Annotated in this window: 25 protein-coding genes; 19 read left to right on the top strand and 6 right to left on the bottom strand. The window is 33.3% G+C overall.

The genetic code is table 11. The features are described 5' to 3' along the window. Window positions 1-3 precede the first annotated feature (3 nt). The 19 genes from M0D21_RS06405 (at window position 4) to M0D21_RS06315 (ending at window position 15,795) form a co-directional block, all read left to right on the top strand. On the top strand, window positions 4-561 hold the full coding sequence (locus M0D21_RS06405; RefSeq protein WP_248327623.1) for a M23 family metallopeptidase: 558 nt from the start codon (window positions 4-6) through the stop codon (window positions 559-561). 9 nt (window positions 562-570) lie between these two features. Next, on the top strand, window positions 571-1,824 hold the full coding sequence (traM, locus tag M0D21_RS06400; protein ID WP_248327622.1) for a conjugative transposon protein TraM: 1,254 nt from the start codon (window positions 571-573) through the stop codon (window positions 1,822-1,824). 92 nt (window positions 1,825-1,916) lie between these two features. Beyond that, on the top strand, window positions 1,917-4,262 hold the full coding sequence (locus M0D21_RS06395) for a TraG family conjugative transposon ATPase (protein ID WP_248327621.1): 2,346 nt from the start codon (window positions 1,917-1,919) through the stop codon (window positions 4,260-4,262). A 35-nt stretch (window positions 4,263-4,297) separates the two neighbouring features. After that, the gene (locus M0D21_RS06390; protein ID WP_248327620.1) at window positions 4,298-5,140 is read left to right on the top strand and encodes a DUF4138 domain-containing protein; all 843 of its coding nucleotides are present in this window, start codon (window positions 4,298-4,300) and stop codon (window positions 5,138-5,140) included. 21 nt (window positions 5,141-5,161) lie between these two features. Continuing rightward, entirely contained in the window at window positions 5,162-5,656 is a 495-nt protein-coding gene (locus tag M0D21_RS06385) for a hypothetical protein (protein WP_248327619.1), read from the top strand. 30 nt (window positions 5,657-5,686) lie between these two features. Beyond that, on the top strand, window positions 5,687-6,295 hold the full coding sequence (locus tag M0D21_RS06380) for a hypothetical protein (RefSeq protein ID WP_248327618.1): 609 nt from the start codon (window positions 5,687-5,689) through the stop codon (window positions 6,293-6,295). A gap of 31 nt (window positions 6,296-6,326) precedes the next feature. Beyond that, window positions 6,327-6,890, top strand: a complete 564-nt coding sequence (locus M0D21_RS06375) for a hypothetical protein (protein WP_248327617.1) — start codon at window positions 6,327-6,329, stop codon at window positions 6,888-6,890. Between the two features lie 28 nt (window positions 6,891-6,918). Further along, window positions 6,919-7,464 carry a hypothetical protein gene (locus M0D21_RS06370; RefSeq protein ID WP_248327616.1) on the top strand — a complete coding sequence of 182 codons (546 nt, stop codon included), beginning with the start codon at window positions 6,919-6,921 and terminating at the stop codon, window positions 7,462-7,464. Between the two features lie 31 nt (window positions 7,465-7,495). Next, on the top strand, window positions 7,496-8,029 hold the full coding sequence (locus tag M0D21_RS06365) for a hypothetical protein (protein WP_248327615.1): 534 nt from the start codon (window positions 7,496-7,498) through the stop codon (window positions 8,027-8,029). Between the two features lie 70 nt (window positions 8,030-8,099). Then, window positions 8,100-8,981: a hypothetical protein gene (locus M0D21_RS06360; protein WP_248327614.1), complete on the top strand. Its 882-nt coding sequence runs from the start codon at window positions 8,100-8,102 to the stop codon at window positions 8,979-8,981. Between the two features lie 20 nt (window positions 8,982-9,001). Then, window positions 9,002-9,283, top strand: coding sequence for a hypothetical protein (locus M0D21_RS06355; RefSeq protein WP_248327613.1), 282 nt, complete (start codon window positions 9,002-9,004; stop codon window positions 9,281-9,283). 102 nt (window positions 9,284-9,385) lie between these two features. Further along, complete coding sequence (locus M0D21_RS06350) at window positions 9,386-9,706, top strand: hypothetical protein (protein ID WP_248327612.1); 321 nt, start codon at window positions 9,386-9,388, stop codon at window positions 9,704-9,706. A 178-nt stretch (window positions 9,707-9,884) separates the two neighbouring features. After that, window positions 9,885-10,511 carry a hypothetical protein gene (locus tag M0D21_RS06345; RefSeq protein ID WP_248327611.1) on the top strand — a complete coding sequence of 209 codons (627 nt, stop codon included), beginning with the start codon at window positions 9,885-9,887 and terminating at the stop codon, window positions 10,509-10,511. Between the two features lie 43 nt (window positions 10,512-10,554). Further along, a complete protein-coding gene (locus M0D21_RS06340; RefSeq protein WP_248327610.1) occupies window positions 10,555-10,977 on the top strand; it encodes a PH domain-containing protein in 423 nt (140 codons plus the stop codon). A 231-nt stretch (window positions 10,978-11,208) separates the two neighbouring features. After that, window positions 11,209-11,967, top strand: a complete 759-nt coding sequence (locus M0D21_RS06335) for a hypothetical protein (protein ID WP_248327609.1) — start codon at window positions 11,209-11,211, stop codon at window positions 11,965-11,967. Window positions 11,968-12,130: 163 nt separating this feature from the next. Next, window positions 12,131-12,997 carry a hypothetical protein gene (locus M0D21_RS06330; RefSeq protein WP_248327608.1) on the top strand — a complete coding sequence of 289 codons (867 nt, stop codon included), beginning with the start codon at window positions 12,131-12,133 and terminating at the stop codon, window positions 12,995-12,997. A gap of 114 nt (window positions 12,998-13,111) precedes the next feature. After that, window positions 13,112-13,897, top strand: coding sequence for a hypothetical protein (locus tag M0D21_RS06325; RefSeq protein WP_248327607.1), 786 nt, complete (start codon window positions 13,112-13,114; stop codon window positions 13,895-13,897). A gap of 74 nt (window positions 13,898-13,971) precedes the next feature. After that, the gene (locus tag M0D21_RS06320; RefSeq protein ID WP_248327606.1) at window positions 13,972-14,733 is read left to right on the top strand and encodes a hypothetical protein; all 762 of its coding nucleotides are present in this window, start codon (window positions 13,972-13,974) and stop codon (window positions 14,731-14,733) included. Between the two features lie 225 nt (window positions 14,734-14,958). Next, window positions 14,959-15,795 carry a hypothetical protein gene (locus M0D21_RS06315; RefSeq protein WP_248327605.1) on the top strand — a complete coding sequence of 279 codons (837 nt, stop codon included), beginning with the start codon at window positions 14,959-14,961 and terminating at the stop codon, window positions 15,793-15,795. A 53-nt stretch (window positions 15,796-15,848) separates the two neighbouring features. On the opposite strand, the gene M0D21_RS06310 is transcribed toward M0D21_RS06315, so the two are convergent. The 6 genes from M0D21_RS06310 to M0D21_RS06285 all read right to left on the bottom strand — a co-directional run bounded on the left by M0D21_RS06310 (window position 15,849) and on the right by M0D21_RS06285 (window position 23,955). Beyond that, window positions 15,849-16,607: a LytR/AlgR family response regulator transcription factor gene (locus tag M0D21_RS06310; RefSeq protein WP_248327604.1), complete on the bottom strand. Its 759-nt coding sequence runs from the start codon at window positions 16,605-16,607 to the stop codon at window positions 15,849-15,851. A gap of 400 nt (window positions 16,608-17,007) precedes the next feature. Further along, complete coding sequence (locus M0D21_RS06305) at window positions 17,008-17,457, bottom strand: hypothetical protein (RefSeq protein ID WP_248327603.1); 450 nt, start codon at window positions 17,455-17,457, stop codon at window positions 17,008-17,010. A 754-nt stretch (window positions 17,458-18,211) separates the two neighbouring features. Continuing rightward, complete coding sequence (locus tag M0D21_RS06300) at window positions 18,212-19,507, bottom strand: KamA family radical SAM protein (RefSeq protein WP_248327602.1); 1,296 nt, start codon at window positions 19,505-19,507, stop codon at window positions 18,212-18,214. Between the two features lie 33 nt (window positions 19,508-19,540). Continuing rightward, window positions 19,541-21,787: a TOMM precursor leader peptide-binding protein gene (locus M0D21_RS06295; RefSeq protein ID WP_248327601.1), complete on the bottom strand. Its 2,247-nt coding sequence runs from the start codon at window positions 21,785-21,787 to the stop codon at window positions 19,541-19,543. A gap of 134 nt (window positions 21,788-21,921) precedes the next feature. Continuing rightward, window positions 21,922-22,839, bottom strand: a complete 918-nt coding sequence (locus M0D21_RS06290) for a hypothetical protein (protein ID WP_248327600.1) — start codon at window positions 22,837-22,839, stop codon at window positions 21,922-21,924. A 222-nt stretch (window positions 22,840-23,061) separates the two neighbouring features. Continuing rightward, window positions 23,062-23,955 carry a hypothetical protein gene (locus M0D21_RS06285; protein WP_248327599.1) on the bottom strand — a complete coding sequence of 298 codons (894 nt, stop codon included), beginning with the start codon at window positions 23,953-23,955 and terminating at the stop codon, window positions 23,062-23,064. Window positions 23,956-23,962: the final 7 nt, after the last annotated feature.

Here is a 23,962-nt window from a genome sequence, read left to right as displayed (position 1 = left end):
ATCATGAAAAATTATAGCATATCACAGCGTATCTTGTTAACAGTTGCTGCAGTTCTATTAAGCTTTTCGAGTACCATCGCTCAACAGTCTGATATCGCATTAGTAACTAAGAATAACAGTACGCTTCCTATATATTTTCCATTGGACAAGAACGACTTTATTAGAGTTTCTTCAAGATACGGATACCGTCTTCATCCTATCCTTAAAAAGAATAAAAAGCATCAAGGCATTGACCTAGTTGCTGCAAAAGGGAAACCAGTATTTGCGGCTGCTAGTGGAACGGTAGAAAAAGCTGACTTCGTAGAAGGTTATGGAAATCGCATTCTACTAGCCCATAGAGAAGACATCAAAACCCTTTACGGTCACCTTTGGATAAAAATGGTAACAAAAGGAGACACAATACAACAAGGGCAAATTATTGGTTTGGTGGGAGATACCGGAAGAGTAACAGGCCCTCACTTACACTATGAAATATGGCTCAAAGGGAAAAGAGTAGATCCCCTAATGGTTTGGAGAAGCTTGATTAAAAAAGAGGATAAGGAAATTGCAATGAATCAATAAAAAATAAAAATGGACAAAAACAAAAAAATAATAGCGACAGTTGTATTTACAGCCTTTATGGCACTGATAGGTGTTTTTATAAAAGTAGCCATCATGCCTTCGGACGAGTCTGATAAAAAGGAAGCCAAAATAAACATTTTGACACCAAAAGTTGATGACAAAAAAATTAAGAGAACTTCAAAAATTCAAAACTACGAAAAAGATAAATCCATTTTTGGTCTCAACAAGGTTGTAAAAAACCTTAGCGATGTTGAAGATGAAGAGGAAAAGGTTTATGTAGAAGAATCAATTATTAGAGGAATGGAAGATTCCTTGAATCCGCAAGAATTAGAAGAACAACAAAAATTATATCAAAACGATGCTTATGCTAGCGCTACTACTACGACTTATAATCAAGCAACAAAATCTCAGAATACTCAAGAAGTTCAAGAGGTTTATATAGACGATGAATTGCAAAGAATAATGGCTTTGCAAGATCAACTTATGGAGCAATCTAGAATGGCTGCCCAGTCAGATAACCCAGAAGATAACCTTAATGCTTTTGTCGATTCTTATAATCAGGTTGCTTCTGCACACGGACAACCTCCTATGCAAATGAAATCTGAAGGTAACCCAACCAGCCTGGGAACAGGAATGGGAGGTACTAACCCAGAAGATATTGCAAAAACGGCCCAAATGGCCAGCGAACGCATGTCCAACGCTATTAAAGATAAGTTTACCACAAAAAATCACTTTCAGGGAGCAGGATCTGCCAGAGGAGATGATAAAATCGTAGGATTAGTACCAGCAGAAACTGTTGATCAGGGTGTATTGGTTAATGGTAGCACCATAGCCATAAGAACCAAAAAAGATGTGCGATTAAGTGAACCTGCCCTATATATTCCAAAAGGGTCGGTGGTTTATGGGAAAGTTAATCTTTCAACAGATAGATTAATGATAGATATCAATAGCTATAAGGTTCATGATAAACTCTATCTATTAGATTTTAGTCTCTACGATTATGATGGACGAGAGGGAATTCATTTAGGTAATCGTACCTGGCCCAAAATCCCTTCTAAAGTAGCCAACGATGTATATGATTATGCTTATCAAAGAGGAACTCAAGCCGCAGCATTAGGTGGAAATAACAGTATCAATCTGGACGAAGCAAAAGACATCGCTATTCTTTCTGCTGCCAAAGAAATAAGCACCGAAATATTTGATAAAAGAACCGTGTATATGCCTAAGAAATACCACCTGTGGTTTAACATTAACACCAAATAACATGAAATAAGCCAATACAACTAAGTTGACACACATCAACATGATGATTGGCGATTCCATCTGACCTTAAAAAAACAATAAAAACACAACAGATGAAAAACGATACTCTAAATACCGTATTTCCAATATATGCCGTTGAGAATGATCTGATCGTATCTAAAAAGGGAGACATCAGCGTTGGGTACAAGTTAAAACTACCACAAATATATTCTCTCGATATGGCCGCCATCGAAAGGATCAATCAGTTATTTGACAAAATCATCAGGTCCTTACCTGAAGATACTATCATTCAAAAACAAGATTACTTCTTTGTCGACACGGTAAAAGAAGCCATAGCAAAAGGTGAACACATGTTATCTCGAAGTGATAACAAGTTTTTCTATGAAAAACCCACATTAAGCCATGAGTGTTACTTGTTTATCACCAAGGATTCTAAGAAGAAAATGAGTATTACTAGTAGCCCAAAACAGTACGAAAAGTATATGGAAGAGGTAGATACTTTTCTTAAAACTGTGACTACAAGTATTTCTTTCTTAATCAAAGAAGAATTTTTTGAAGTCGAAAAAATGAATACCGAATGTATGCTTGAAGTTATCGGAAAGTATTTTTCACTATCTCCAAAGGGAAATCAATCACTACAAGATATCTTCTTCGATAAAAAGCTTCAGGTGGGTAATAAAGTTGGAGAAATGTATGCCATAACTTCATACGATCAATTACCCCTAACCATTGAAACCACGAAAAAGAATATTGATTTCTCTACCCAGAAAACAAATTTTCAGATTCCGTTTATACAGCCTGTATGTCTTGGTTTAGAATGTAATCATATTTATAATCAGGTAATCTATATTAGTAGTTCAGACAGTATTTTTTCAAAATTAAAGACCAAACTTAACCAGTTTAAAAGTTTAGCCATTTTATCAAAGGAAAATGAAGTTACCTATGATCAAATTGATGAATTGGTAAGTACTGTGATTGAGAAGGAGTTGAAATTCGTAAACCAACATTTCAATATCATTCTTTGGGATACTTCTGAAGAAAAACTAGAAAACCATAAAAATCAATTAGAAAACTCTTTCAAAGAACTAGGAATTACCCCATACCAAATAAAATATGCTCTAAAGGATTTATATATCAATAATGCTCCCGGTGCATCTGTTTACATTCCTGAAAACTATAAGTTTATCGGGATCTCTGAGCAAACTCCAGTATTTCTAAATTTTGAGAGCTATTATGAAGGAAACACTAACGGAATTTTATTAACCGATCGCAAAAATGGAGCTCCGGTACGATTAGATTTATGGGATGAACCTCTAAAAAGAGGGCTTATTGTAAACCGTAATCGACTCATCTTTGGTCCTTCTGGAACCGGAAAATCATTCCTGATCAATCACATAGCCAGTCAATACTACGAGCAAGGGCATCATATCGTAATGATTGATATTGGTAACTCTTATAAGAAATTGTGTCAACTCGTAAACGGTCAATATTTTGCCTACGATTTGGATATGCCACTACAGTTCAATCCTTTTTACTTCCAGAGTCTAAGTGAAATAGATAACGAAAAAAAGGTATTTCTTACTTCTCTCATCCTGTTTTTATGGAAAGGTGATGACCCGCATATGAGAGAAGAAAAACAAATCATTGGGTTATATCTAGATGCTTACTACGAAAGTTTTGAATCTGATAGAAACAAGTTCCCTTGCATGTCTTCATTCTACGAATTTGTAGATCAACATACAGTTATGGATAATGAAGAAAAGTACTTTGACAAAACGAGTTTCCAGCTTTCACTTCGCGATTTTCATGATGGAAAATATAGTCAGATCCTAAACTCTAAAGACCAGATTGATCTTGTACAAGAAAGATTTATAGTTTTTGAGATGGATAACATTAAAGATCACCCGGTTTTATTCCCTCTGGTTACCATGTTGTGTATAGACGTAGTAATGGGAAAAATCAGAAAAATTCCCGAGATCAAGAAATCCATATTTATAGACGAGTGCTGGAAACCAATTTCAAAAGGAGAAATGGCACAATTCATCAAATATCTGTACAAAACGGTAAGGAAATTCTACGGAGAAGTAGCTATAGCCACACAAGATGTGGAAGATATTTTGGATACTCCTGCAGGACCTGCAATGATTAACAACACAGACACAATGATCCTTCTTTCTCATAAAAAGAAGATGGCGACCAAAGATAAGTTTGCACAATATCTATCCTTTAGTGAGTCTGATCTTGAAAAACTATTCTCCACCGATAAAAGAGAGGTCTTTATCAAAGTAGGTAGTGTGTCAAATGTATACAAGGTAACCGTATCGCCAGAACGATATGCTTGTTACTCTTCTAATGCAGATGAAAACAAATTCATATACGATGTCTATAACAAGAAGAAAAACATGCAATTGGCCTTAAGAGAATTTGTAGAAAAATAATTAGCAATTAAACAACCAGATAAAAACCACAAGTTATGAAACGCATTTTTTTAATATTACTAATGATTGTAGCGAATCATTGCCTAATTCATAGTCAGGACAACTTGGTACCTATCAACAAACAGGATACTTTATTGGTCTCTGATGTAAAAACCACACATCTCCTATTTGATAAAAAAATCAAATATGTGGATATAGGGTCGCCATATTTCGTGGCAGACACTTTACCGCAAATGATTCGTTTAAAGCATATTGGAGAAGAACTTATCGATTCTCGAAGTCAACTCTCTAACCTTACCGTAATAACTGATGACGGAGGATACTATTCTATTGCATTGGGTTATGATCGTTTTGCACAATCTGTAACCTATAAAGTTAAAGCATCAGACCATTTGGTAACAGTATTTAAAAAAGAAGAGCAGGAAGAAAAAGAAAAAGTAGATCAATTTGAAGGTTTATGTAATCAATTGGCGAGACACAGTCGAAACATTCTAAACCTTAAGGATGGTAAAAAAGGTGATTTAAGAATAGAGGTTGCGGGAATATATTATGTCGAAGAAAAAATTGCCGTTCGTATAGCGTTAAAAAATGAATCTACACTAGACTTCGATATCGATAATATCTTGTTTAGAACAAAATTACGTAAACGAATGAGTAAAGATTACTTATACCAGGAGCGTGTTATTTCTCCTATCTATACCTGTACCGATAATTTTGAAATCATAGGTCATGGCGAACAATCTGTAACCCTCCTGTTTAACAAGTTCATGCTCAATGAAAATGAGAAACTAGCGATAGACATTTTTGAAGAAAACGGTGGTAGATCGGTAAGTATAGATATTCCCAGAGAACGATTATTGCGTCCTAAGATTATCTAAAAACACAATAAGACCTAAAAAATGAAAGTACTTTTTATAATAGGATGTTTTTTTATCACGATGAACTCAACAGCACAATATCTGGATATCCCAGGGATGCTTATGAGAGGAACTGAGAGGAACAAGGTGAGAGAACTTGGGCGCCAGATGAGCAAAACAACTACAGCGTATACAACTACAGCGCTACCAACTCTTACTATAAGAGGTGCAAAGGAAGCTTATTTTTTCACCCCGGGAATCACCATTAAGTATGACGATTATAGTGATATCTGTAATGGATATATAGGACTTAAATCCAGAAGTACCTGTAACAATAAAAAAAACTACTTGATATATGCTCATAAAACGGTGTTATACCTCTTAATGACAACCACCAAAAATAGGGTGAATACAGGGGTTATGGAACAGATTAATGAGAAATATGTGAGTATAACCAATACCATATACAAGGAACTTGAAGCGATGAAACGCGAAGCAGAACGAAAAATTTTATACAGGTTATTATCTAAAAACTAACACACAGGAAAAAATCAAAAATAAAGTATTATGAAAGGGGCATTAAAATTAATCATCGGACTACTATTTATAAGTCAAACATGTTTAGGACAATTTGTTCATGTACATACACATTTCAATAATAACGACAAGAAAACTCGCCAAAAGTTGGGTGAACTTGGAGCGATCATAGGGGTAAGAAACGGTATACTGGAATCTCAAAATTCTCTCTTGAGTCAGTCAAACCGTTACATGCAGAGAATGTTAGACGAAAATTATACGCGAAAACATAATTATGAAGAAAAAGAACTCCCAGCTATTGCCGCTTCAATCGTTTCCTCTCTGGCCAGTACTACCGTATCGAAATATGCTGCGCTACCATATATGACTAGAACGAAAAGGGAATATTTTGAAAATCTTTCAAAAGACAGAGCCGTTCTAGCAGCTTTGATGTACTTAGATAAATCTAAAATTAAATCCTCAAAGCGTCAAGAAATTTACCAATTACGAAGTGAACTCATTAAGGAATTTTCTAAATACGATAAAGATGCAAGAAGGATTTTATTCTTTTCAGCATTAGGCTTTGTAGTAATTAACTATGCTACTTTTTCTGAAGTATCGGGAGTACTAAAAGCTGCAGACCTCACCCTTTCATTATAAATATTCACCTAATACACAAACCATAGAAAAAATGAAGGCTATAAATAAAATAGCAATAGTAATGTGTCTACTGAAAGGCTTGACCGTATCTGCTCAGGAATATCCTTTCCTAACAGATCCGGGGTCTTTGGGAGGCTCTGTTGGGGCCTACTATTTATACAGATCATTGTTATCGAATGAAAAGAATTTAACCAGTGAAATTAACAGGTATAGAAACAAATATTATGAAAGACTTGCTTACTTAACAGGTCCTGCAGCCGCAGGTGCTCTTTATGTTAATGATAAACTTGATGAAGAAATTTCAAATGCCAGAAAGCGATATAATACCCTTACCAATAGAAATAGCACCATGGCTTTCTTCAATTATACCAAGAAAAAGAGAAACACGAAGAACCTGGCAACTGCTAAACAAATGATCGATAATCTACAAGGGGAACTCAACAATAATAGTTCGCTAATAATCCTTTACGGAGATAGACTTAACCTTTATCAAAATGCAATGGAATCTATTTTTAATATTCATCGACTACTAGACATGATCGAAGATAGCGTAGAACAAAGTGCTCTAATTGATTTTATAACTAGACGAAAATAAACCTGAAGCTTAACTAAAAAAACATAACATGAAAAGAGTTTTGATATATGTACTATTTGTAATGATAAGCCTCTCAGTTAAATCACAGGTAGTTATTACTCATACCGTTAACGTAAGCTGGACCGACAATCTATCTCAAAGTCGTTACAAAAGTATCAATAGTGAAAACAACAAACTTACAGGTAAACTTACCGCGAATACACTATACATCTACGGACTTAATTCGATGTATAAAGAACAGTATGATGAACTAAAATCGTTGAACCAATTATTTAGTGCAAGAGCCAGAGGAACCGTGGCGAGATTTACTAATGGGACAACATTTAGCAATAACACGTATGAAAGTATGGGATACATCAATTCAAAGTACCCTATACTCAATTTAAACCCTGGAGATAGTTTTAGAAATCTGATTATTAGAAGAAGGTATAGCACTAAACTCAACAGAGAAAAGAAAAGAGTTGAAAAATATGCAAATACCGACAATCCTATTCCTGAAGGAGAACGCATTTATCTGATGCTCTCAACCATAGAAAACGTATTAAATATCACTTTACAAAATGAAGAATATTAGCATACTTATTATAACTGGTTTGTGCTGTTGTATGAGCATTCAATCACAAACGCATTCCTCATCTATAGCCGATGTTGTTGTTGCTGCAGAAAAAGGAGTAATCGCAGGACTTTTGGGGTGGGAACTAGACAACAAGAAAGACCAGCTTAGACAAATTAGAAATCTAAAAACCAAAGAAACTACCTATGCAAAAAACAGAAGGGTTACAGGTAACCTTAAAACATCTCCAGTATATGGAGCGGTTTATATAATGTCAAATAGTCTTAGTACTAAAATAGAAAATGTAAAATCAAATATCAAAACTCGAAAGTATGCCACTTTTGGAATCATGCACGGTCTCAAACGGCATGAAGCTGATCTAGAACAACAAGAAGAATATTACAAAAAGTTAAAGTCGGAGTTAGAGGTCATTTCAAGCGGTCTCTTGCTTAGCGGTGGAACAGGATATAACTACACGGCTTTCTTGAAATTATTGATTCGAATGATGAGAGTAAGAGAAAAAGTGCATCAAATAGATAAAGATGTATTAAGTCTAATGGGGGTTTCCAGGATTCTTGCAAAATAAAAGCAACTCTACTTAAGATTTCTGGAGCGAGAATAATGTAGCATCGAAAGAACAAATAAAAATTAAAAAAATGGATTTAACAGATATTATAAACAGTCTACAGACTGCTATTTTTGAAGGGAATGTAGGAGATAAAAATCTCTTAGGGCTATACCAATATATAGAACATATAATAGATTATGCTTATGGTTTGGCCGCCATATTAATGATCATCTTAGTGGGATCCAAAGTAATGAGTTACTTCGCAAACCCATCTGGGAACCTAGACCCATATACTTTGGTAAGGCCAATTTTAATCTTGGTGGCCTTGGTATTGTACAAACCACTGGTAGAACTTCTTTTATTTAGCCCAACAGATATTATTGCCGATGTAACCGAAAATGCAGCTCATTATGTCACCAAGGTTGGTGACGCCAAAGAATTTGAAGACAGTTACACTGGAAGTATTACTCATATTCAGGATAGCAATGCCGACGGAAGTGGTGACGGTGTTTATGATGTATTGCAAATTAATCCTGTCTTAGAACTACTACACCTTATTATCTTTTTCATTGCATCTGTGGTCGCAGGATACATTATGCTTAGACAAATTATATATAAAGCTATTTACTTTGTCATTGGAGTATTTGCGCTACCTCTGGCTTTAATTCCCGGCAACCAGGACGTACTGAAAAAATGGTTCTTCGGGTTCTTAGCCGTCCTGTTATGGATACCTATTCTTACAATTCTAAAGACCATTTTAATACTTATACATAATAACACCGCAGCAGGTGGTTTTACCCAGATACTCATGTCTATATGTTTACAAGTTGTAATGATCATTGCAGTGCTTAGAGTTCCTAAATATGCCAACATATTAGTAAGTGCTGGAAGTGATTCTGGAAGCAATTTTACCGCCAGTTTTATGACTGTGCCTGCTATGGCAATGTATAAGAAATTAAGAGGGAAATAATCATTAAAAAATAAAACATCATGGAATATAAAACACCAAAAGTATTAGAAAAAAAGCCTGTAATAGCAGGATACGATCTTCAAACTATTGTAATCATAGTAGCTTCTATCCTCCTATTCGTATTTACCATATTTAAGTCCTTTTTGTTATCACTCATATTTCTTGCCATAGGCGCTCTGTATGTATATGTGAACAAGAAGTTTCCACAAAAAGGAGAGTTAACCACCTTATTAAGGTACAACTCGAGTACAAAATGTATTAGGATCGATCAGCAAATAAGATCGATGGTAAAAAATAAATAATCAAAAATTATAAAAACAACAAATAAGATAATTGTCAAACTTTAACCAAACAACAAAATGAAAACTTTAAAATTCAACATTAAAAATCTAAAACTGAATACCATGAAACTTAAAATTAAACATTCAAAATTATGGTTAACGATATTGTTAATCGCAATTAACTTAGCTCCATTATTTGCCCAAACTGATGACGTAAATACTAAACTGGCATCATGGGGAGAAGATATTAAAACTATTCTTAATGCAGTAGTAGGGATTTTCTCCTTTGCTGGAGGCTTTTTAATCTTCGTTCAGTATATGCAAGGTAACGAACAGGCACAGAGAAACTTTATTCGATTTATTATTGGATTAGCAATTTTCGGATTAGTTGCTTTAATAGCAAACATTTTCTTACCAGACGCTACAGCAACCACAACCGCATAATACTAACTATCGTATAATCATTAATTCACAAGTCATCCTAAACTCAATATTTTAAAGTATAGGGATAGCAATAGAAACTGTTACAGAAAGATATCTAACCTGAGGGTTCAAAATTTTGAAGGCTTTTCAGTATACACTCAGGTTTAGTTATCGTTCGTATCACATTAAAAAATATATTATGGATTTAAAATCACTAAAAGATATTCCTGCAAGTTTTGCGTTGGCAAAAAAATCGCTTCTTTTTGGGCTCATTATTTCTACATTAGTTTCTTTAGGTAGTCTTACCTGGGCATTTTTCACAACTCAAAGTATCAGAGATACCGCCTATGTAATTACTAAAGATGGTCAAGCGGCTTTAATGCAAGGAGTAAATGTAAGCGAAATAGATTCGTATAGAAAACCAGAAATTCTCAATCATGTGAGGATGTTTCATACTGCATTCTGGGAAATCGATGAATTTAATTATAAAAGAAATATCGATAAGGCTTTATACCTAGCAGGAACCTCTGGAAAACAACTCTATAAAACACTGGATGCCAATGGACACTTTGCCAAAATATCCACAGAAAACCTGAAACAAAAACTCATTATAGACTCTATAAAAGTAAATGATAAAGTTAAACCTTATCAAAGTATATTTTATGGAAAACTAAGAGTATTACGAACAGACCAAAAAACAGAATCGATAAATGAGCTAAGAGCCAAATTTGTATTACACAACGTTTCCAGAACCGATAAGAATCCACATGGATTACTTATAGAAAACTATCATTTAGACCTAAAACCTATCGAATCTAAGAAATAGTAGGCTGTAATCACTAATTATTTAAGGTTAAAAAAATTGAAGTATGGAAGAAAAAAAGTTATGGACAGGGGTTCCTTCACAATGGATAAACTTCATGTTTTACCTTTGTTGTATCCCATTAACTGCAGCTTTTGGGTTGGGGTTGGTACTTGCCCTTTGGAAGTACTATGATACAAAACTTCATAAATTGATGGTTACCGATCAACGTATAATTGAAGAACGAGGAATCTTATCTAAAACCACCAATGAAATAGAATTGTACCGAGTAAAAGATCTTACGTTTGAGCAGCCCTTTTTCCTTAGAATTTTTGGCTTGTCGAATATTGTCTTGATAACCGCAGATCATTCTAGCCCAACATTTGTTCTAAAGGCCATAAAAAATGGAAAAAATCTAAAAGAACAATTACGAATAGCTATCGACATAAGAAGAGATCTTAAACGAGTTAGAGAAGTAGATTTTAGTTAATTCAATAATTATCTATTAGTCCTAAAATATATAGACCAGGATTAAACATATTATCTGATCCTAATTTACAGCCGATAACAAACTTTTTACAAAGCAGAAACAAGCAATTAAAAATCAAGAATTTAGAAACAATCTGGAGATGTATTCATCTTTTTCAGAAGCGACTCCTTATTTCAATTTCTAAAGACGAAGTAGTCATAAAACTAATTATAACCTTAAAATTTAAATATCATGCCACAGCAAAGAAAAATTTACGGAGGAGAATTATATTCAAAAGAAAACATTGTTGCTTACACCGGTGACTTACATGATAACCCTACTGTTTATTTCGTGCAGTACGGAGAAGATGGCCAAAAAACTTATGGACATATCACTCAGGATCATTACTACGATAAATTTAATATTGGAAGAGAGGACATAAAAACAAATGCTACGTACAAACTGGTTAATGAATGGTCTGAAGATGAGGGTTTGGTCTCAAGAGAATATGTCAACGGAAAATGCTTTCATGAAAGCCGTAGCGAGCACAAATTGGTAGGGCCCAACGACGAAGAAGTAAGAGAAATATTGGCCAAAGCGATTGATCATCATCCCGGTATCAAAAAAATGAATATGGGTGATTATGTTTCAGAACAATTGGATTTAATTGATGAAGAAAATGATCTGGAAGAACAACTAGGTCGATTGGCAGATCTATATGATGAAGTCGATCAAATCACTGCTCAAATGAAAGAAGCTTACCCCAAAAGTGCAGAAGATCTTGAGGAGGTAAAAGATAACCTGCGAGAAAGGATTGAAGAGCAATATGATATCATTCATGAAGAATTCGTAGAACAGCAACAAAACCAGAAATCACGCTTCAACGGGATGCATCAACCTATGAATGCTTCAGATAAACCTCAACGCTCTCTACATACCAAGGTAAGTGCGAAACAGGATAAAAACAATTCAAAAAACAATCAAATCAAGCAAAGAAGAATGACCCTTTAAGAGTATAAAATCACTTATTACCTAGATCATGCACTTATTACTTATCGTTAAAAACACCATGTATTGCCCTGTAAATTAGCTATTGCTAGTAAAGTGATTTTCACAAATTTTTTCATGCGATCTATTCGAAACAAATAACTATCAACCTTTAAAAATTAAAAATATGCCATACAGAGATAATTTATATCAGAAAGAAAATATTATAGGATATACAGGCGATCCTAACAATAATCCTACCGTGTATTTCAAACAAGAAAACAAAAATAAGAATGGTACTGTCGAGTCGGTAACCTTTGGCCATATTACTCAGGATCATGGTCTATATTTTAACATAGGAAGAGAAGAAGCTGGAGTAGCTGAAACCTATGAAATTAAGAATGATGGAAAATTAAACGAACAAGGTCAAAAAACAGCGCAAGAATACGCCAATGGAGTCATGTTTCATCCTAGTCGAAATGCTTTTACCGATGTTAGCAAAAATGATAAGATGAAAGAGCATTTATCTGATTCTATTGAAAAATTTGCTGAAATCAAACAAAGATATATCTCAAAATATGCTCGTGATCAGGTTAAGGAAATCATCAAAAACCCGAACAAGAAGGAACAACTTCGAGCACTAATAAAATTGGATAATCAGGTAAAACAAATCGCTGTAGACCTAAAAGATTTTCATTCTAAAAGAGGATTAGATAAAGACAAATTAAAACGGAAACATGAGCAGGTAGATGTATTAGAAAATCAAGCAAGACGGTTAGTTGGATCTAACTATTATGCAATCAAGAAAGAGCAAGAAATTCTTCAAAGACAGAAAGAAGAGCAACTACAAAAACAACAAGAACTCCTAGCAAAAAACCAACATAAGACCAAAAAGAAGTCGTTGGCTACGTTTTCAGAACCGTTAAACACACCATCAAGTCTTGGGGATAAGTTGCGTCTAGAGCAAGCTAAAAGCCATTCTAGTAAACAGAAAAATACCAACGTCTCTCAAGAACAAGGTACCAAAAAACAAACTTTTAAACCGAAGAGATAGTCATACAGAATATCAAATCACTAAAACATGTATCAAGGGTTAACCATTAAGTTGACCTCACAATATTGTAAGACAACATAATAAACGAATATTAACTTTTAAAAAATAAAAACTATGCCATACGGAGATGATCTTTATAAAAAGGAAAACATTTTTGCCTACACAGGAAAAATAGGAGAAAAACCAACAGTGTATTTCAAGAGAGAAATCACCAACGAAACCGGGGATAAAATGATTGAATATGGTCGTATTACACAAGAGCATAACAACAAGTTCAACGTTGGACGAGCTGAAGTAGCACAGAGCTCCAAATACGAATTAAAAAACGAAACCGTAACCCGGAAAGATAAAAAGGTTACCCGTAATAAGGAGTACGCCATGTTACCAAAAAAAGATCAGGATCCTAAGAAAGATAAAATCGAGTATGAATTCAGAAGTTTTCATACCAGTCGTAATCCTCATATACCGGTAGCTCCAGATGATCATAAAACCAAAGCGTTGTTAGCCAATGCACTTGAAGCTCATAAAGACATCAAACCAAAAAGTTCTAAAATTTATGTAGAAAATAAAGTAGAAGAATTTAAGAATGATAAGGACTTTTCGCAAAAACTGGATGAGCTAAATGCCAAAATTGACGAAATGGCTAAACAGAGTATCAAAAATCAACCCAAGAGAGAAAAGAAGCATAAAAAAACACAAAAGAGGCTAAAGAAATTTGTAAAGGAAAAAAGGGAACTAGCAGTAAAAAAACACAAAAGAGAAAAACCTGATTTATCCAATTTAGGTAAAGCACTCAATAGTGATAAAAAAGAAATCGTAGATCGAGTAAAAGCTAAAAGAAAAAACGAGCAAAACATTGATCAATCTAGTAAAAAGAGAGTACGATCGGCCACTATTTAAAACAATAACAACAGATTAACGATTGATTACAAAAACTACTGTATCAATTCACATTAACTTTTAAAAATAAAATTATGCCATACGGAGACGAACTTTATAAACCAGAAAACATAGTAGCATACACAGGAGATATCAATAATAATCCATCAGTCTATTTTCAAATCGACCATGGTAATGGTGATATAACTTATGGACACATTACGCAAGATCATAAGAACAAATTTAATATTGGTAAAGAAGAAGTAAGAAGAAGTGATTCTTATGAATTAAAAAATGAAATGGTCTACAACAAAGAGACTAAACTAAACGAGTTGAGATCTTTTGAATATGACCAGAACCGAAAGCAAGGTACTCACTTTCATAAGAGTCGTAATCCACACATAAAAGTAGATCCTAACGATTTTGACACCAAAGTAAAACTTGTTGAAGCGATTTCAGCCTGCAAGGAAATTAAACCAAAATATCTTGAACAGTATGTAAAAAACAGAATAGAGGAATATAAAAACACTTCTGATTTTGAAGAAAAATTAGACGAGATGAATACAACAATTGAGGAGGTGACTGCTAAGTATGTTCAGAAAAAGCCTAAGAACAAACTTAAATACGAAGCTAGAGAACAAAGATGCAAGGAACTAATTCTACAAGAAAAAACAGCATTACAAAAAGAGAAAATAGCAAAGGAGAAAGTAGATAAAAAACCTGACCTTAAAGCAATGAGCAATCCAGTAAATTCATCGAGCCAGCTTAGTGAATCTCAAAAATCCCAATTGCAAAGTGCGCAGTCGCAAAAAGATCAGAAACAAAGCAAGGATAACAAGAAGGTAGTAAAGCTGTAGGTTATTAAATAAAAAGTATATCAGTACTACTTAAAAAACCAGAATAAGCATATGTAATGCACATGGCCTATTCTGGATATTGTTAAAAAGCAAGAAAACCAAAAGATTCATGTTGAACATGATTTCATTTTGGCTGGTTGAAGTGGAGGTATTCATTTTGATTTTTCAACTATGGATACTTCCAAACTTCAAAAAAATTAGGCTAACTTTAAAATAGAAAATCAGATGGCAGAAGACAAAAAGCAAGAGCAAAAAGAAGATCAAGAGAATCAAGAAAAAAACAAACGTATAAGTTTTGAGGAAGCTATAGACTGCATGCCGCAGGAATCACAACTTGCCTTACGACTAATCATGGATGCCTTAAGGCTATCTGTGCAAATCCTGAAGTCTCCCTATACAATACCAAAAGGAACTGTAGACTTATATAAAAAACACTTTTCGAAACAAGACACTTCTGACGAAATTGAGCCTGAAGTTGAGTTAGCATCGGTTATAGAGCAAATCGAAAAAAATATCATAACTTTTGTAAAAGAACATCCAAATCCTAGCAAAGCTGAACTAGATAAAGTTCTTGAAGCTTCTTTTAAAGATGTGCCTAAACACTTACAGCCTATCGTACAAATGACCACAGAAAATGTGATGAACAGGTTAGCAACCGAGAAGAAAGCGAAAGCGGTGAAAGCTCAAGAGCAAGATGGACAAAAGCCAATAAAAAAAGAAAATGGTCTAAATGAGAATGCTAACCTTGAAAAGAAAGAAAACCATATTCAAAAACCTGAGCTACACAAAAAAGATAAGCAAAAAGAGCCAAAAGTAAATCCATTAGTAGCTCAACAGAAAAGCAAAAAACGCAGCAATAGCGTTATTGAAAACAAAAAAGAAAAGAAGCAAATAGAAGAAAAATTAAGAAAGTATAGGCCAATAATGAGAGAAGCTTTTTGTCAACCTTTAAATCAGGAAAAAGCACATATCAGAGATAAAGTGAAAAAGAGAAATGCATTGGCTAATGCTAATAAAGTTAGTCATGTAAAAAATAGAAATAGAAGTCAAAGTCTTAAATAAGAAAGAGAGGGGGAGGCGGGAAATTAATTTATTAAATCATTCATACATAGTCATTATTTAATTCTTAAATACTGATAAAATGGTTCAATTCTCCTGGTAGAAACCGGCAAATATTTTTTGTCTAATATTTTTAAATAAACACCATCTTTTTTCTGAACGTTGGATATAAAATTCACGTTTACTAGATATGAATGATGATTCCTGAAAAAATTGTTATTACGCAATAACTCCTCATAAGTACCTAAGTTTTTACTCGACACAATCTTTTCTCCGTTAATGGTGTAAAAAATAGTATATCTTCCTTCAGATTGTAAATACAGTATATCATCTACCTTAATAATTTTCACTTCAGAAAGTGATGGTATAGCCAGTATTTTAAGAGGTTCTGTAGGAATAGGTTTTTCATTACTTCTGGAAAAAGATCGTTTCAAGTCAATATTCGTTCTTGCCTTATTTACTGCTTTTATTACACCTTCTGGAGCTATAGGTTTAAGAATATAATCGATAGCTGCATAGCTAAAAGCTTCTAAGGCGTGCTCTTTATCTGCAGAAATGACGATTAATTCCTTATCCTTAATATAAGAAGCACATGTTTCTAATAGTTTGAAGGCGCAATCACTACCTAAATTAACATCTAAAAATATGATATCATATTCGGTTTCTTTCAAAACTTTATTTGCTTGCCCCATGCATTGTGCAACACTCTTAACTTTTACTTTCGGGCAATATTTCTTTATCACCTGTTTTAATAATTCTGCCTGACAAGAATTATCTTCTATGATAATTGCGTTTAATAAATCTAGCTTATTCATAATATATTTTAATCAACTGTTTGTTATCTGTTTAAATGTATTCAACCAACCCCATTAGTGGTTTAGTTAGTGCAAATTGGTCTAATCAATTAAGACCTAAAAGGGAATTTTGACGATTGAATGTTTATTAAATATGAAGATGTTTACTTTGTTGATTTAATCGTTTAGGATACATTAGAATTAGAAATAATACCTTGGTTAACGTAAGTCATTTTGTTTGAATTCCAATTTTTTAGAACAAAATAATTAGTAGAATAATGTTTTTTCATGTGAAGAGTAGTTTTAAGATTATGTATCAAAAGTAGTTTTAGAATTCCTAACTTGAAATACGTATCCCTACCTAAATTTCAATACTTTTTATGCTCATGTATAGATTATAAAAAAATATAATCATGAGCATTTACACATATTGATCACTTAAAGAGTACCCTATTTGTTTTCTTATTTTCATTACATATTTAGAGATGCTCCCTAGTTCGATATCACTGGTTTTTGATGGTATTACATGACTATCTAAAACCTGATCATAAATGGTTATCGTTCCAAAAGCCCCCATATCTGCATTTATTTTTATATGTATAGCAGTATATTTATTTACAGTACTACAGTTATAAACTTCAATTCTTATTTCGGGGTTATTATTTAGCTGTGCAGTGGTATAACTATTCACCGGAATTTCAATTTTTTCAATTTTCCCTTTCTTCATTCCAGTAAGCTGACTAGAATAATAGATATCATAACAATCCTCCCCACGGTTTATTAACTGCAATGTTGTCTTTATGCGTTTTCCAAATAGCCAATTACCTAACTTAATTTTTTGCGTTTTTGTATTTATAATAGGATATGACATACTGTTTAAGTTTAGATTAATAATGTAGTATTGAATTAATATGAGTATAAAATTATAGAATACTTCAGCGTAGAACTATTTCATTATATTTCACAGTACTCCTATTAAGGTTTCAGAAACTTTCAAACATGCCAAGAACTGCAGAATCTTAACCCCCCGATTCTACAGCACAACTATGTTAGATGTATACTTGGCTAGATGAATATCAAATTGCTCTACTAATACATTTGTATTTAAACAAACTTGATATAACTTCTTGTTTAGTGTTGGATAGTTTTATTTGGCTAATACTAAAAACATTTTAAAAATCCTGAACACCATTCTTTTTCTATATATGTTTTGCGAGTCTTGTGTAATCATTTTTATGCAATTGTCTTTTACTTGCTTAGTGAAACAAATATATTGAGACACCCTAGAAAATAATATTTCACCATATTTCATTGTTAATTATATCGATACAAACACTTTTCATAAAAAAAGCTGCAGAATCTACCCCATTGATTCTGCAGCCTAGCCATCTAACATCTTCTTCGTGACATTCATTAAACATCAAATCAGTTCCCCCTCTATTTTCCCTATGTTATAGATTGATTTGATGTGTTTTTTAATCTTCTATACGTTTAATTAGTTTGACAAGACAAATATATGACAGCCCTTAGGGAAATAATATTTCATCATATTTCATCACCCATCAAAAAAAGCAGTAACCAATTGATTAACTGCTTTTTAAATTTATTTTTTTCGTTTAAAACTGCTATAACATCAATACATTTGAATTAACGATGTCTTTTTCTTCTTTAAATAATTCGATCAAATTACCAGCATCTTTGGTATGTTCATCAAAAGGAATGAGTTTAATTTTTCCTTCTCCTTCTATATCAGGAGGAGCTTGTAAAGATTTTAAAACAAAAAATCGTTCATCATTAATAGTTATGACACCATCTAGTAATGTTCTATGTAAATCATTCATAAAAACGGGACCTCTTACGGTACGCGCCAAACCAGTGGTTTTTTTCTGAGCTTCTTGAAAGATTTGTAACGCTTTGGCTAACGGAATTCTAAAACAAGATTCTGAATTATGATCGGCTTCGATAAACATATAATAAGGTACCATTCCTAAAGCAATTTGGGCATTCCATAAATTACTCCAATCTTCTGGCGTGTCATTGATACCCTCTACCAAAGGTCCCTGGCACCGAATCACAGTTCCAGTTTCTCTAATTCTTGTTATTGCCTTTTTTACCTCCTCGTTTTCTAATTCTCTAACATGAGTAAAATGCGCGCAAAAGTTTAAATGTTTCCCCCTAGATTGAATATATCTAAATAATTTCAAGAGTTCGTCTGCATCCTTATCTGTGGTAAACCGAAACGGCCACCAACCCAATGATTTCGAACTGATTCGTATTACCTTTACCGATTCTATATCTAATATTGGATCAATATATTTTTGTAGTATTTTAGCATTCAACACCAAAGGATCTGCCCCAGTAAATAACACATCTGTAATCTCTGGGTGTTCTCTTAAAAAAGCCACAGGTTCATTGGGATCTTTGTATGAAGAATTTTGCTGTGCTTCTTTATCGTTAAACATAATCCATCTAAAACAATATGAACAGTAAGAATGACAAGTTCGCGACATGGGATCAGGAAAAAGACTCACAATAGTTCCAAAATTACTATACATACCTCGTATGCGTTCACCATTCATCTTTGGAATACTAGTATCTGTCTGTTTTACTTCAGGATACATTTTCCTTTTTACCCGTTGAATAAATGGAATCAATGTTTTATTATCTAGCCCACTTCGATATAACATCTTTAATGTCTCAAAATCTACAGCCGATAACATTTCTTTTCTGGGAAAAATAAGTTTGTAAATAGGATCATTGGGTACAGCATCCCAATCTATGAGGTTTTCTAACACATAATTATTCACTTTAAAATGAAAGACACTTGATAAGACATCAAATATATTTCTTTCTTCTTCTGGCAACTGCTGGTAATACTCAGTTTTCTTAAAAGTAGTATTACTATATGATATAAATTTCACACGTTTAAATTTTAGAAATTATGTGATTTCATTTTAAATAAAAATACCTACAGGGTTTAATTGTTCTTCTGTTAGTGGTTTTTTCAATATCCCCATTTTTACCGGTACATCGTATAATCTTCCAGGAGCTGTACGTCTCCAAAAATGACGTAAACCAGGCACAATCACTTTGGCAACTGGAAGCCCCACATCTGGTTGTGTTAAATCTACCACAAGGGTTTCAAGTCCTTGTTTCTTTACGGTTTCAATACAAAATTGTATACTATCGTAGAGATTCGGTTCGCAGAGCTTGGGATAATCAGTTTTCATATTTTTTTTCACATCCTTTACAGGTTCTAAATATGCATTATCCTTTAATTTGGCTGTTTCTAACCAATCGACAAACACTTTATCTGATGTGAGATATCCTTTGTCATCACTCTTTACTACAGGGAGTAACTGGTTCAATTCTATTACAGCTCTTTCTAGTGCAATTTCTGCATCTATATGTGCTCCAAAAGCATATAAAATCTGATCATTTTCGTCCTCTTTTATATTATGACTTACCGCCACAAAAACAGGAATTCCTAATTCTGTAGTAATATCCAGCACACACAAACTCCTATCAATCGCTTTATAATGATCAAACATTTGATTCACATAGGCATTATTTACTGTTTCTAAATCAATAGCAGGATATTGTATTCGATTATACCACCATATAGCTGCGGCATCTCTTTCTACCAACTCAAGAAAACCTTGTAAAATGGCTTCTTCCAAAGTATTTCCAGCAGCACACCCATTAGAATCGGGGTAAGAAAACAACTTTTTCTCATCCTCTGCCGGATACTGCGCATAGCAATACCCCGAAGGAAGATATTTAAACTCATTTTCGGTAAGACTATACACTGGGGTCCAATCTATCTTTTTGTCGATATCAAAAGGTATTGGGATAAGAGAGTAAAATTTGGTACTCTCATTATTAATTTGTTCTCGATTTTGATATTGTTCACTACTGTAGAGCATGCATTCATTAGGATGAATTGCTTTTTCCAGGTTTTTGTATGAATCCTTTATCGTATAGGTTTCTCCTTGATACATCAAACTATATCTTTCGATAGCTTCACATAAAGCACCCGTTTTTGCTTGAATTTCTGTCTTTCCTTTACCCCCGTTGGCACTTCTGAGATGAAGATTTAACCAGAATAATGATGAGCTTTGCAAGGCCAGGTTTTTACCCGAGCCAAAATTATAAATAGGCACCCCTTTAACTGGATGATATTCTTTTAGATAAGGTACCACTCCGGTAATCTCACTCACATGATGTCGATAACGTTGTAAAGTTTCTTCGGGAGTTACGGTTCTATACCCCCCTTGATGTTTTGATAAGGTGTCTTGTTTTTGCAACCGAATTGGTGAAGGATGTTGCTCGGCAATTTTTATATCTCCACATGCCTTGCATTGCGGTCGTTTTACGATCGTATGTACTGTTCTCTCATTCGTTTTTGCATCGAGTGAGACGAGACCATTTTCTAGGGTCAAATTATGTTTGTGATACAACCAGAAAACCAACTCAGAAAGTGCAGTGCTACTGCCCCATTGTTGTGTTAAAGGATGACTTATGAGAGGTCTGGTTATATTATTATCGGTTTTAGCCAATGCTTGGTATAATCTATTTTCTTGATCGTGTAAGACAAGTCGATGTTGTAAACATTGCCAGCAAGCAACCTCTTCCTTATCCGAGATCATTAATGGCCCTACATATGACCTGGTACCGTGTAACTTTAGCAATAACCATGGCATTCTATTATCTATCATTTCCTTATTGATCATTTCTAAATCAGGATGTAAATAACTAGTGGTTAATACTACAGTAACATGAGGATTCTCAGAAAATTCTACGCCTGTCGCAATACATAAATCTTTAAATAGGGTATCATCTACTTCACCCAAGGTTTTTACAGCTATCGTTTTAGATTTAAAAACAGTAGCCAATTTTTCTGTTTGATATCCTAATTCTTCCCAGTACGCAGCTTGTTCTGGTGTAAATAATGGTTTTGATTGAGTGATGTACCCTTCTGCTTCCAATTGATGTAATGTAATGAGTACTTCACTAAGGTTAGCACTATATCGTTGGTAATCTGAAACAATCATCTCCTGTGTTACTTTGCTATTGCTAACAGCTTCTAGGAGTTGAATTGCTAACGGAGACTGTAACAATACACTATCCTTTTCTGAAGTCATAATCGTATATTGATCATTGACTTTTACTTTGGCATATTTTTCTTTTATTCTATACAATGTATTTATCTACTAATAGTTTTGTTAAAAGTGCTAGCTATAATAGCTAAAAATACCGTCTGATACATTTTTTATACCAAACGGCATCATATTAGCTTTACAATATTGAAATCAATTTTTACGAAATATTTAGATTAAGAACAAGTTGCAATAAACTCTTCTACTTTTTTATTTGTGTCAAAGATTTTCATGTTAGTCTTTACATCTAATCTTGGACTAGAATAGGGCATGTATAACGTATAATCATATTTTTCCCCATTTTGTAACTCTAACTCAATTTCACTAAAATCTAAGGTTTTATACTGTTCTGAATCAGACTTATTGATAGTAAAAAACCCAGGGGTCAATTTTTGTTTGTTGTTTTCCGTCTTTTTATAGAAAAAATCGGTATCCATTAAAACTGAAAGTTCTAGTTGATATGGTTTTTCCTCTAAAACAATTTGTTTATTGTTATGTATACTGGTATTATCCTTTTTAGAAATCACAAACTTAGATTTAGCAATTGAAGTATCTAAAACAATATTAGTGCTTATAGGAATTTTCATCTCGCAACCCGGCCAGAAATACCATTTCTCTCCAGAGTCAATTGATATAAAACCTTCTAACTCACCTTTAATTTCGTTAAGAATACTACTATATAATTTTGGTTGTTCGTTATAAATATTTACCAATTCAGGTATAGTATACCCTCTGTTAAACTTTAATTGACCATCAATCAACTGTGTTCTTAGTAGGACTCCATTGGATAAAAAACCACGTCTAAAATGATTATAGTTGATATAAGCATCTCTAATAAAATCATTGATAGATTCAAAAAAATGAAATGTGTTAAAGAACTCAACGATTCTTAATATATCTCTTTTGGTTTCTTCTTCTTTTGTATCTAAATCAGAAAATTTTGAAGCTATTACTTTATCAATCGTATCATACACCTGATACAATGGATCATTATTTGGTTTTTTATCAAATAATGATTTTACATCGTTCCGTACAGTTTTTTCCAATTCTGAATTCTTCTCCGATAAGGAGGTTTTCAATTCTTTTGTGATCATGGTTTAAAGTTTTAAGAGTTAATAGTTAAAAGATTGATTTCTAGCGAAAAAACACTTTTGCATACGAAATAACCATAATACATACATAGTCTTAACTTCGTCCACCTACGGTTTTAACCATCTAGAAACCAAACTTTTATATAATTTACTTTAAACCAAACAGCTTGACAAAAAAGCAAGGGTTTTTATCAAGGTTTTAACGTTTTAGAATCTTCACTAGTATTAAGAAGTCGTCGCTACAAATTCTTCTATTCCTTTTTTACTTGAGATTTCCATATTGGTTAATATATCTAGTCTTGGGCTATTGTATGGCACATACAAGGTATAATGGTACTTCTCTCCTTTTTTCAAAGCCAAATCTATTTCACTAAATCCTTGATTATTTTCCTCTTCAAACTCAGGTTTAGACCTATTTATAGAGAAAAATCCTGGTTTTAGTCTTTGTTCATCCGATTTTTCACCTTCCTTATAATAAAACTCATTGTCTCCTAATAAAGAAACTTCTAATTGGTATGGTTTCTCTTCCATCACAATTTGTGTTGCCTCATCAGACCCCTCTATTTTTTTAGTTACTACAAATTTTGACTTTTGCACAGAGGTATCAAGTAATATAGAAGTACTTAAAGGCATTTTCATTTCACAACCTGGCCAGAAATACCACTTTTCCTCAGACTTATCAACTTGGCCTATTGCGCCTCCAATGTTATTTAATTGCGTATCTATTTCATTAAGAATACTTTGATATTCTTGATCATTTAATGAACAAAGTTCATTGATATTATATTTTCTATCCACCTCTACATTCTCACCATTCTTCTTAGTACTAAATAAAGCTCCATTAGTCAAAAAACCATATCGTAAATGGTTATGCTCTAAATAGGCATCTCTAATAGCATCATTAGTAGATTCAACAAAAGATAAAGTGTTAAAAAACTGTGTAATTCTTAAAATTTTATCCTTTGTTGTATCATCTGGTATATGACTATCGATCATATGATATATAATATATGATCCGTCGTTTGCAGGTTTAGCATCAAACCTATCTTTAATTTCTTTTCTAATCTCATCAGCACGTTGGCTTACTTTTTTGTCGGCAGTTAAATCTTGTGTACTCATTTTTGTG

The sequence above is a fragment of the Aquimarina acroporae genome, assembly GCF_023195925.1.
GTDB lineage: Bacteria > Bacteroidota > Bacteroidia > Flavobacteriales > Flavobacteriaceae > Aquimarina > Aquimarina acroporae.
This window is presented reverse-complemented; position numbering and strand designations above follow the sequence as displayed.

Bases quoted from the DNA above. Each gene is read 5' to 3' on its own strand.
- M0D21_RS06370 (WP_248327616.1), top strand. From the start codon at position 6,919: ATGAAAAGAGTTTTGATATATGTACTATTTGTAATGATAAGCCTCTCA.
- M0D21_RS06315 (WP_248327605.1), top strand. From the start codon at position 14,959: ATGGCAGAAGACAAAAAGCAAGAGCAAAAAGAAGATCAAGAGAATCAA.
- M0D21_RS06365 (WP_248327615.1), top strand. From the start codon at position 7,496: ATGAGCATTCAATCACAAACGCATTCCTCATCTATAGCCGATGTTGTT.
- M0D21_RS06395 (WP_248327621.1), top strand. From the start codon at position 1,917: ATGAAAAACGATACTCTAAATACCGTATTTCCAATATATGCCGTTGAG.
- M0D21_RS06330 (WP_248327608.1), top strand. From the start codon at position 12,131: ATGCCATACAGAGATAATTTATATCAGAAAGAAAATATTATAGGATAT.
- M0D21_RS06305 (WP_248327603.1), bottom strand. From the start codon at position 17,457: ATGTCATATCCTATTATAAATACAAAAACGCAAAAAATTAAGTTAGGT.
- M0D21_RS06340 (WP_248327610.1), top strand. From the start codon at position 10,555: ATGGAAGAAAAAAAGTTATGGACAGGGGTTCCTTCACAATGGATAAAC.
- M0D21_RS06345 (WP_248327611.1), top strand. From the start codon at position 9,885: ATGGATTTAAAATCACTAAAAGATATTCCTGCAAGTTTTGCGTTGGCA.
- M0D21_RS06285 (WP_248327599.1), bottom strand. From the start codon at position 23,955: ATGAGTACACAAGATTTAACTGCCGACAAAAAAGTAAGCCAACGTGCT.
- M0D21_RS06405 (WP_248327623.1), top strand. From the start codon at position 4: ATGAAAAATTATAGCATATCACAGCGTATCTTGTTAACAGTTGCTGCA.
- traM (WP_248327622.1), top strand. From the start codon at position 571: ATGGACAAAAACAAAAAAATAATAGCGACAGTTGTATTTACAGCCTTT.
- M0D21_RS06350 (WP_248327612.1), top strand. From the start codon at position 9,386: ATGAAACTTAAAATTAAACATTCAAAATTATGGTTAACGATATTGTTA.
- M0D21_RS06290 (WP_248327600.1), bottom strand. From the start codon at position 22,839: ATGATCACAAAAGAATTGAAAACCTCCTTATCGGAGAAGAATTCAGAA.
- M0D21_RS06310 (WP_248327604.1), bottom strand. From the start codon at position 16,607: ATGAATAAGCTAGATTTATTAAACGCAATTATCATAGAAGATAATTCT.
- M0D21_RS06320 (WP_248327606.1), top strand. From the start codon at position 13,972: ATGCCATACGGAGACGAACTTTATAAACCAGAAAACATAGTAGCATAC.
- M0D21_RS06325 (WP_248327607.1), top strand. From the start codon at position 13,112: ATGCCATACGGAGATGATCTTTATAAAAAGGAAAACATTTTTGCCTAC.
- M0D21_RS06380 (WP_248327618.1), top strand. From the start codon at position 5,687: ATGAAAGGGGCATTAAAATTAATCATCGGACTACTATTTATAAGTCAA.
- M0D21_RS06360 (WP_248327614.1), top strand. From the start codon at position 8,100: ATGGATTTAACAGATATTATAAACAGTCTACAGACTGCTATTTTTGAA.
- M0D21_RS06335 (WP_248327609.1), top strand. From the start codon at position 11,209: ATGCCACAGCAAAGAAAAATTTACGGAGGAGAATTATATTCAAAAGAA.
- M0D21_RS06385 (WP_248327619.1), top strand. From the start codon at position 5,162: ATGAAAGTACTTTTTATAATAGGATGTTTTTTTATCACGATGAACTCA.
- M0D21_RS06375 (WP_248327617.1), top strand. From the start codon at position 6,327: ATGAAGGCTATAAATAAAATAGCAATAGTAATGTGTCTACTGAAAGGC.
- M0D21_RS06355 (WP_248327613.1), top strand. From the start codon at position 9,002: ATGGAATATAAAACACCAAAAGTATTAGAAAAAAAGCCTGTAATAGCA.
- M0D21_RS06390 (WP_248327620.1), top strand. From the start codon at position 4,298: ATGAAACGCATTTTTTTAATATTACTAATGATTGTAGCGAATCATTGC.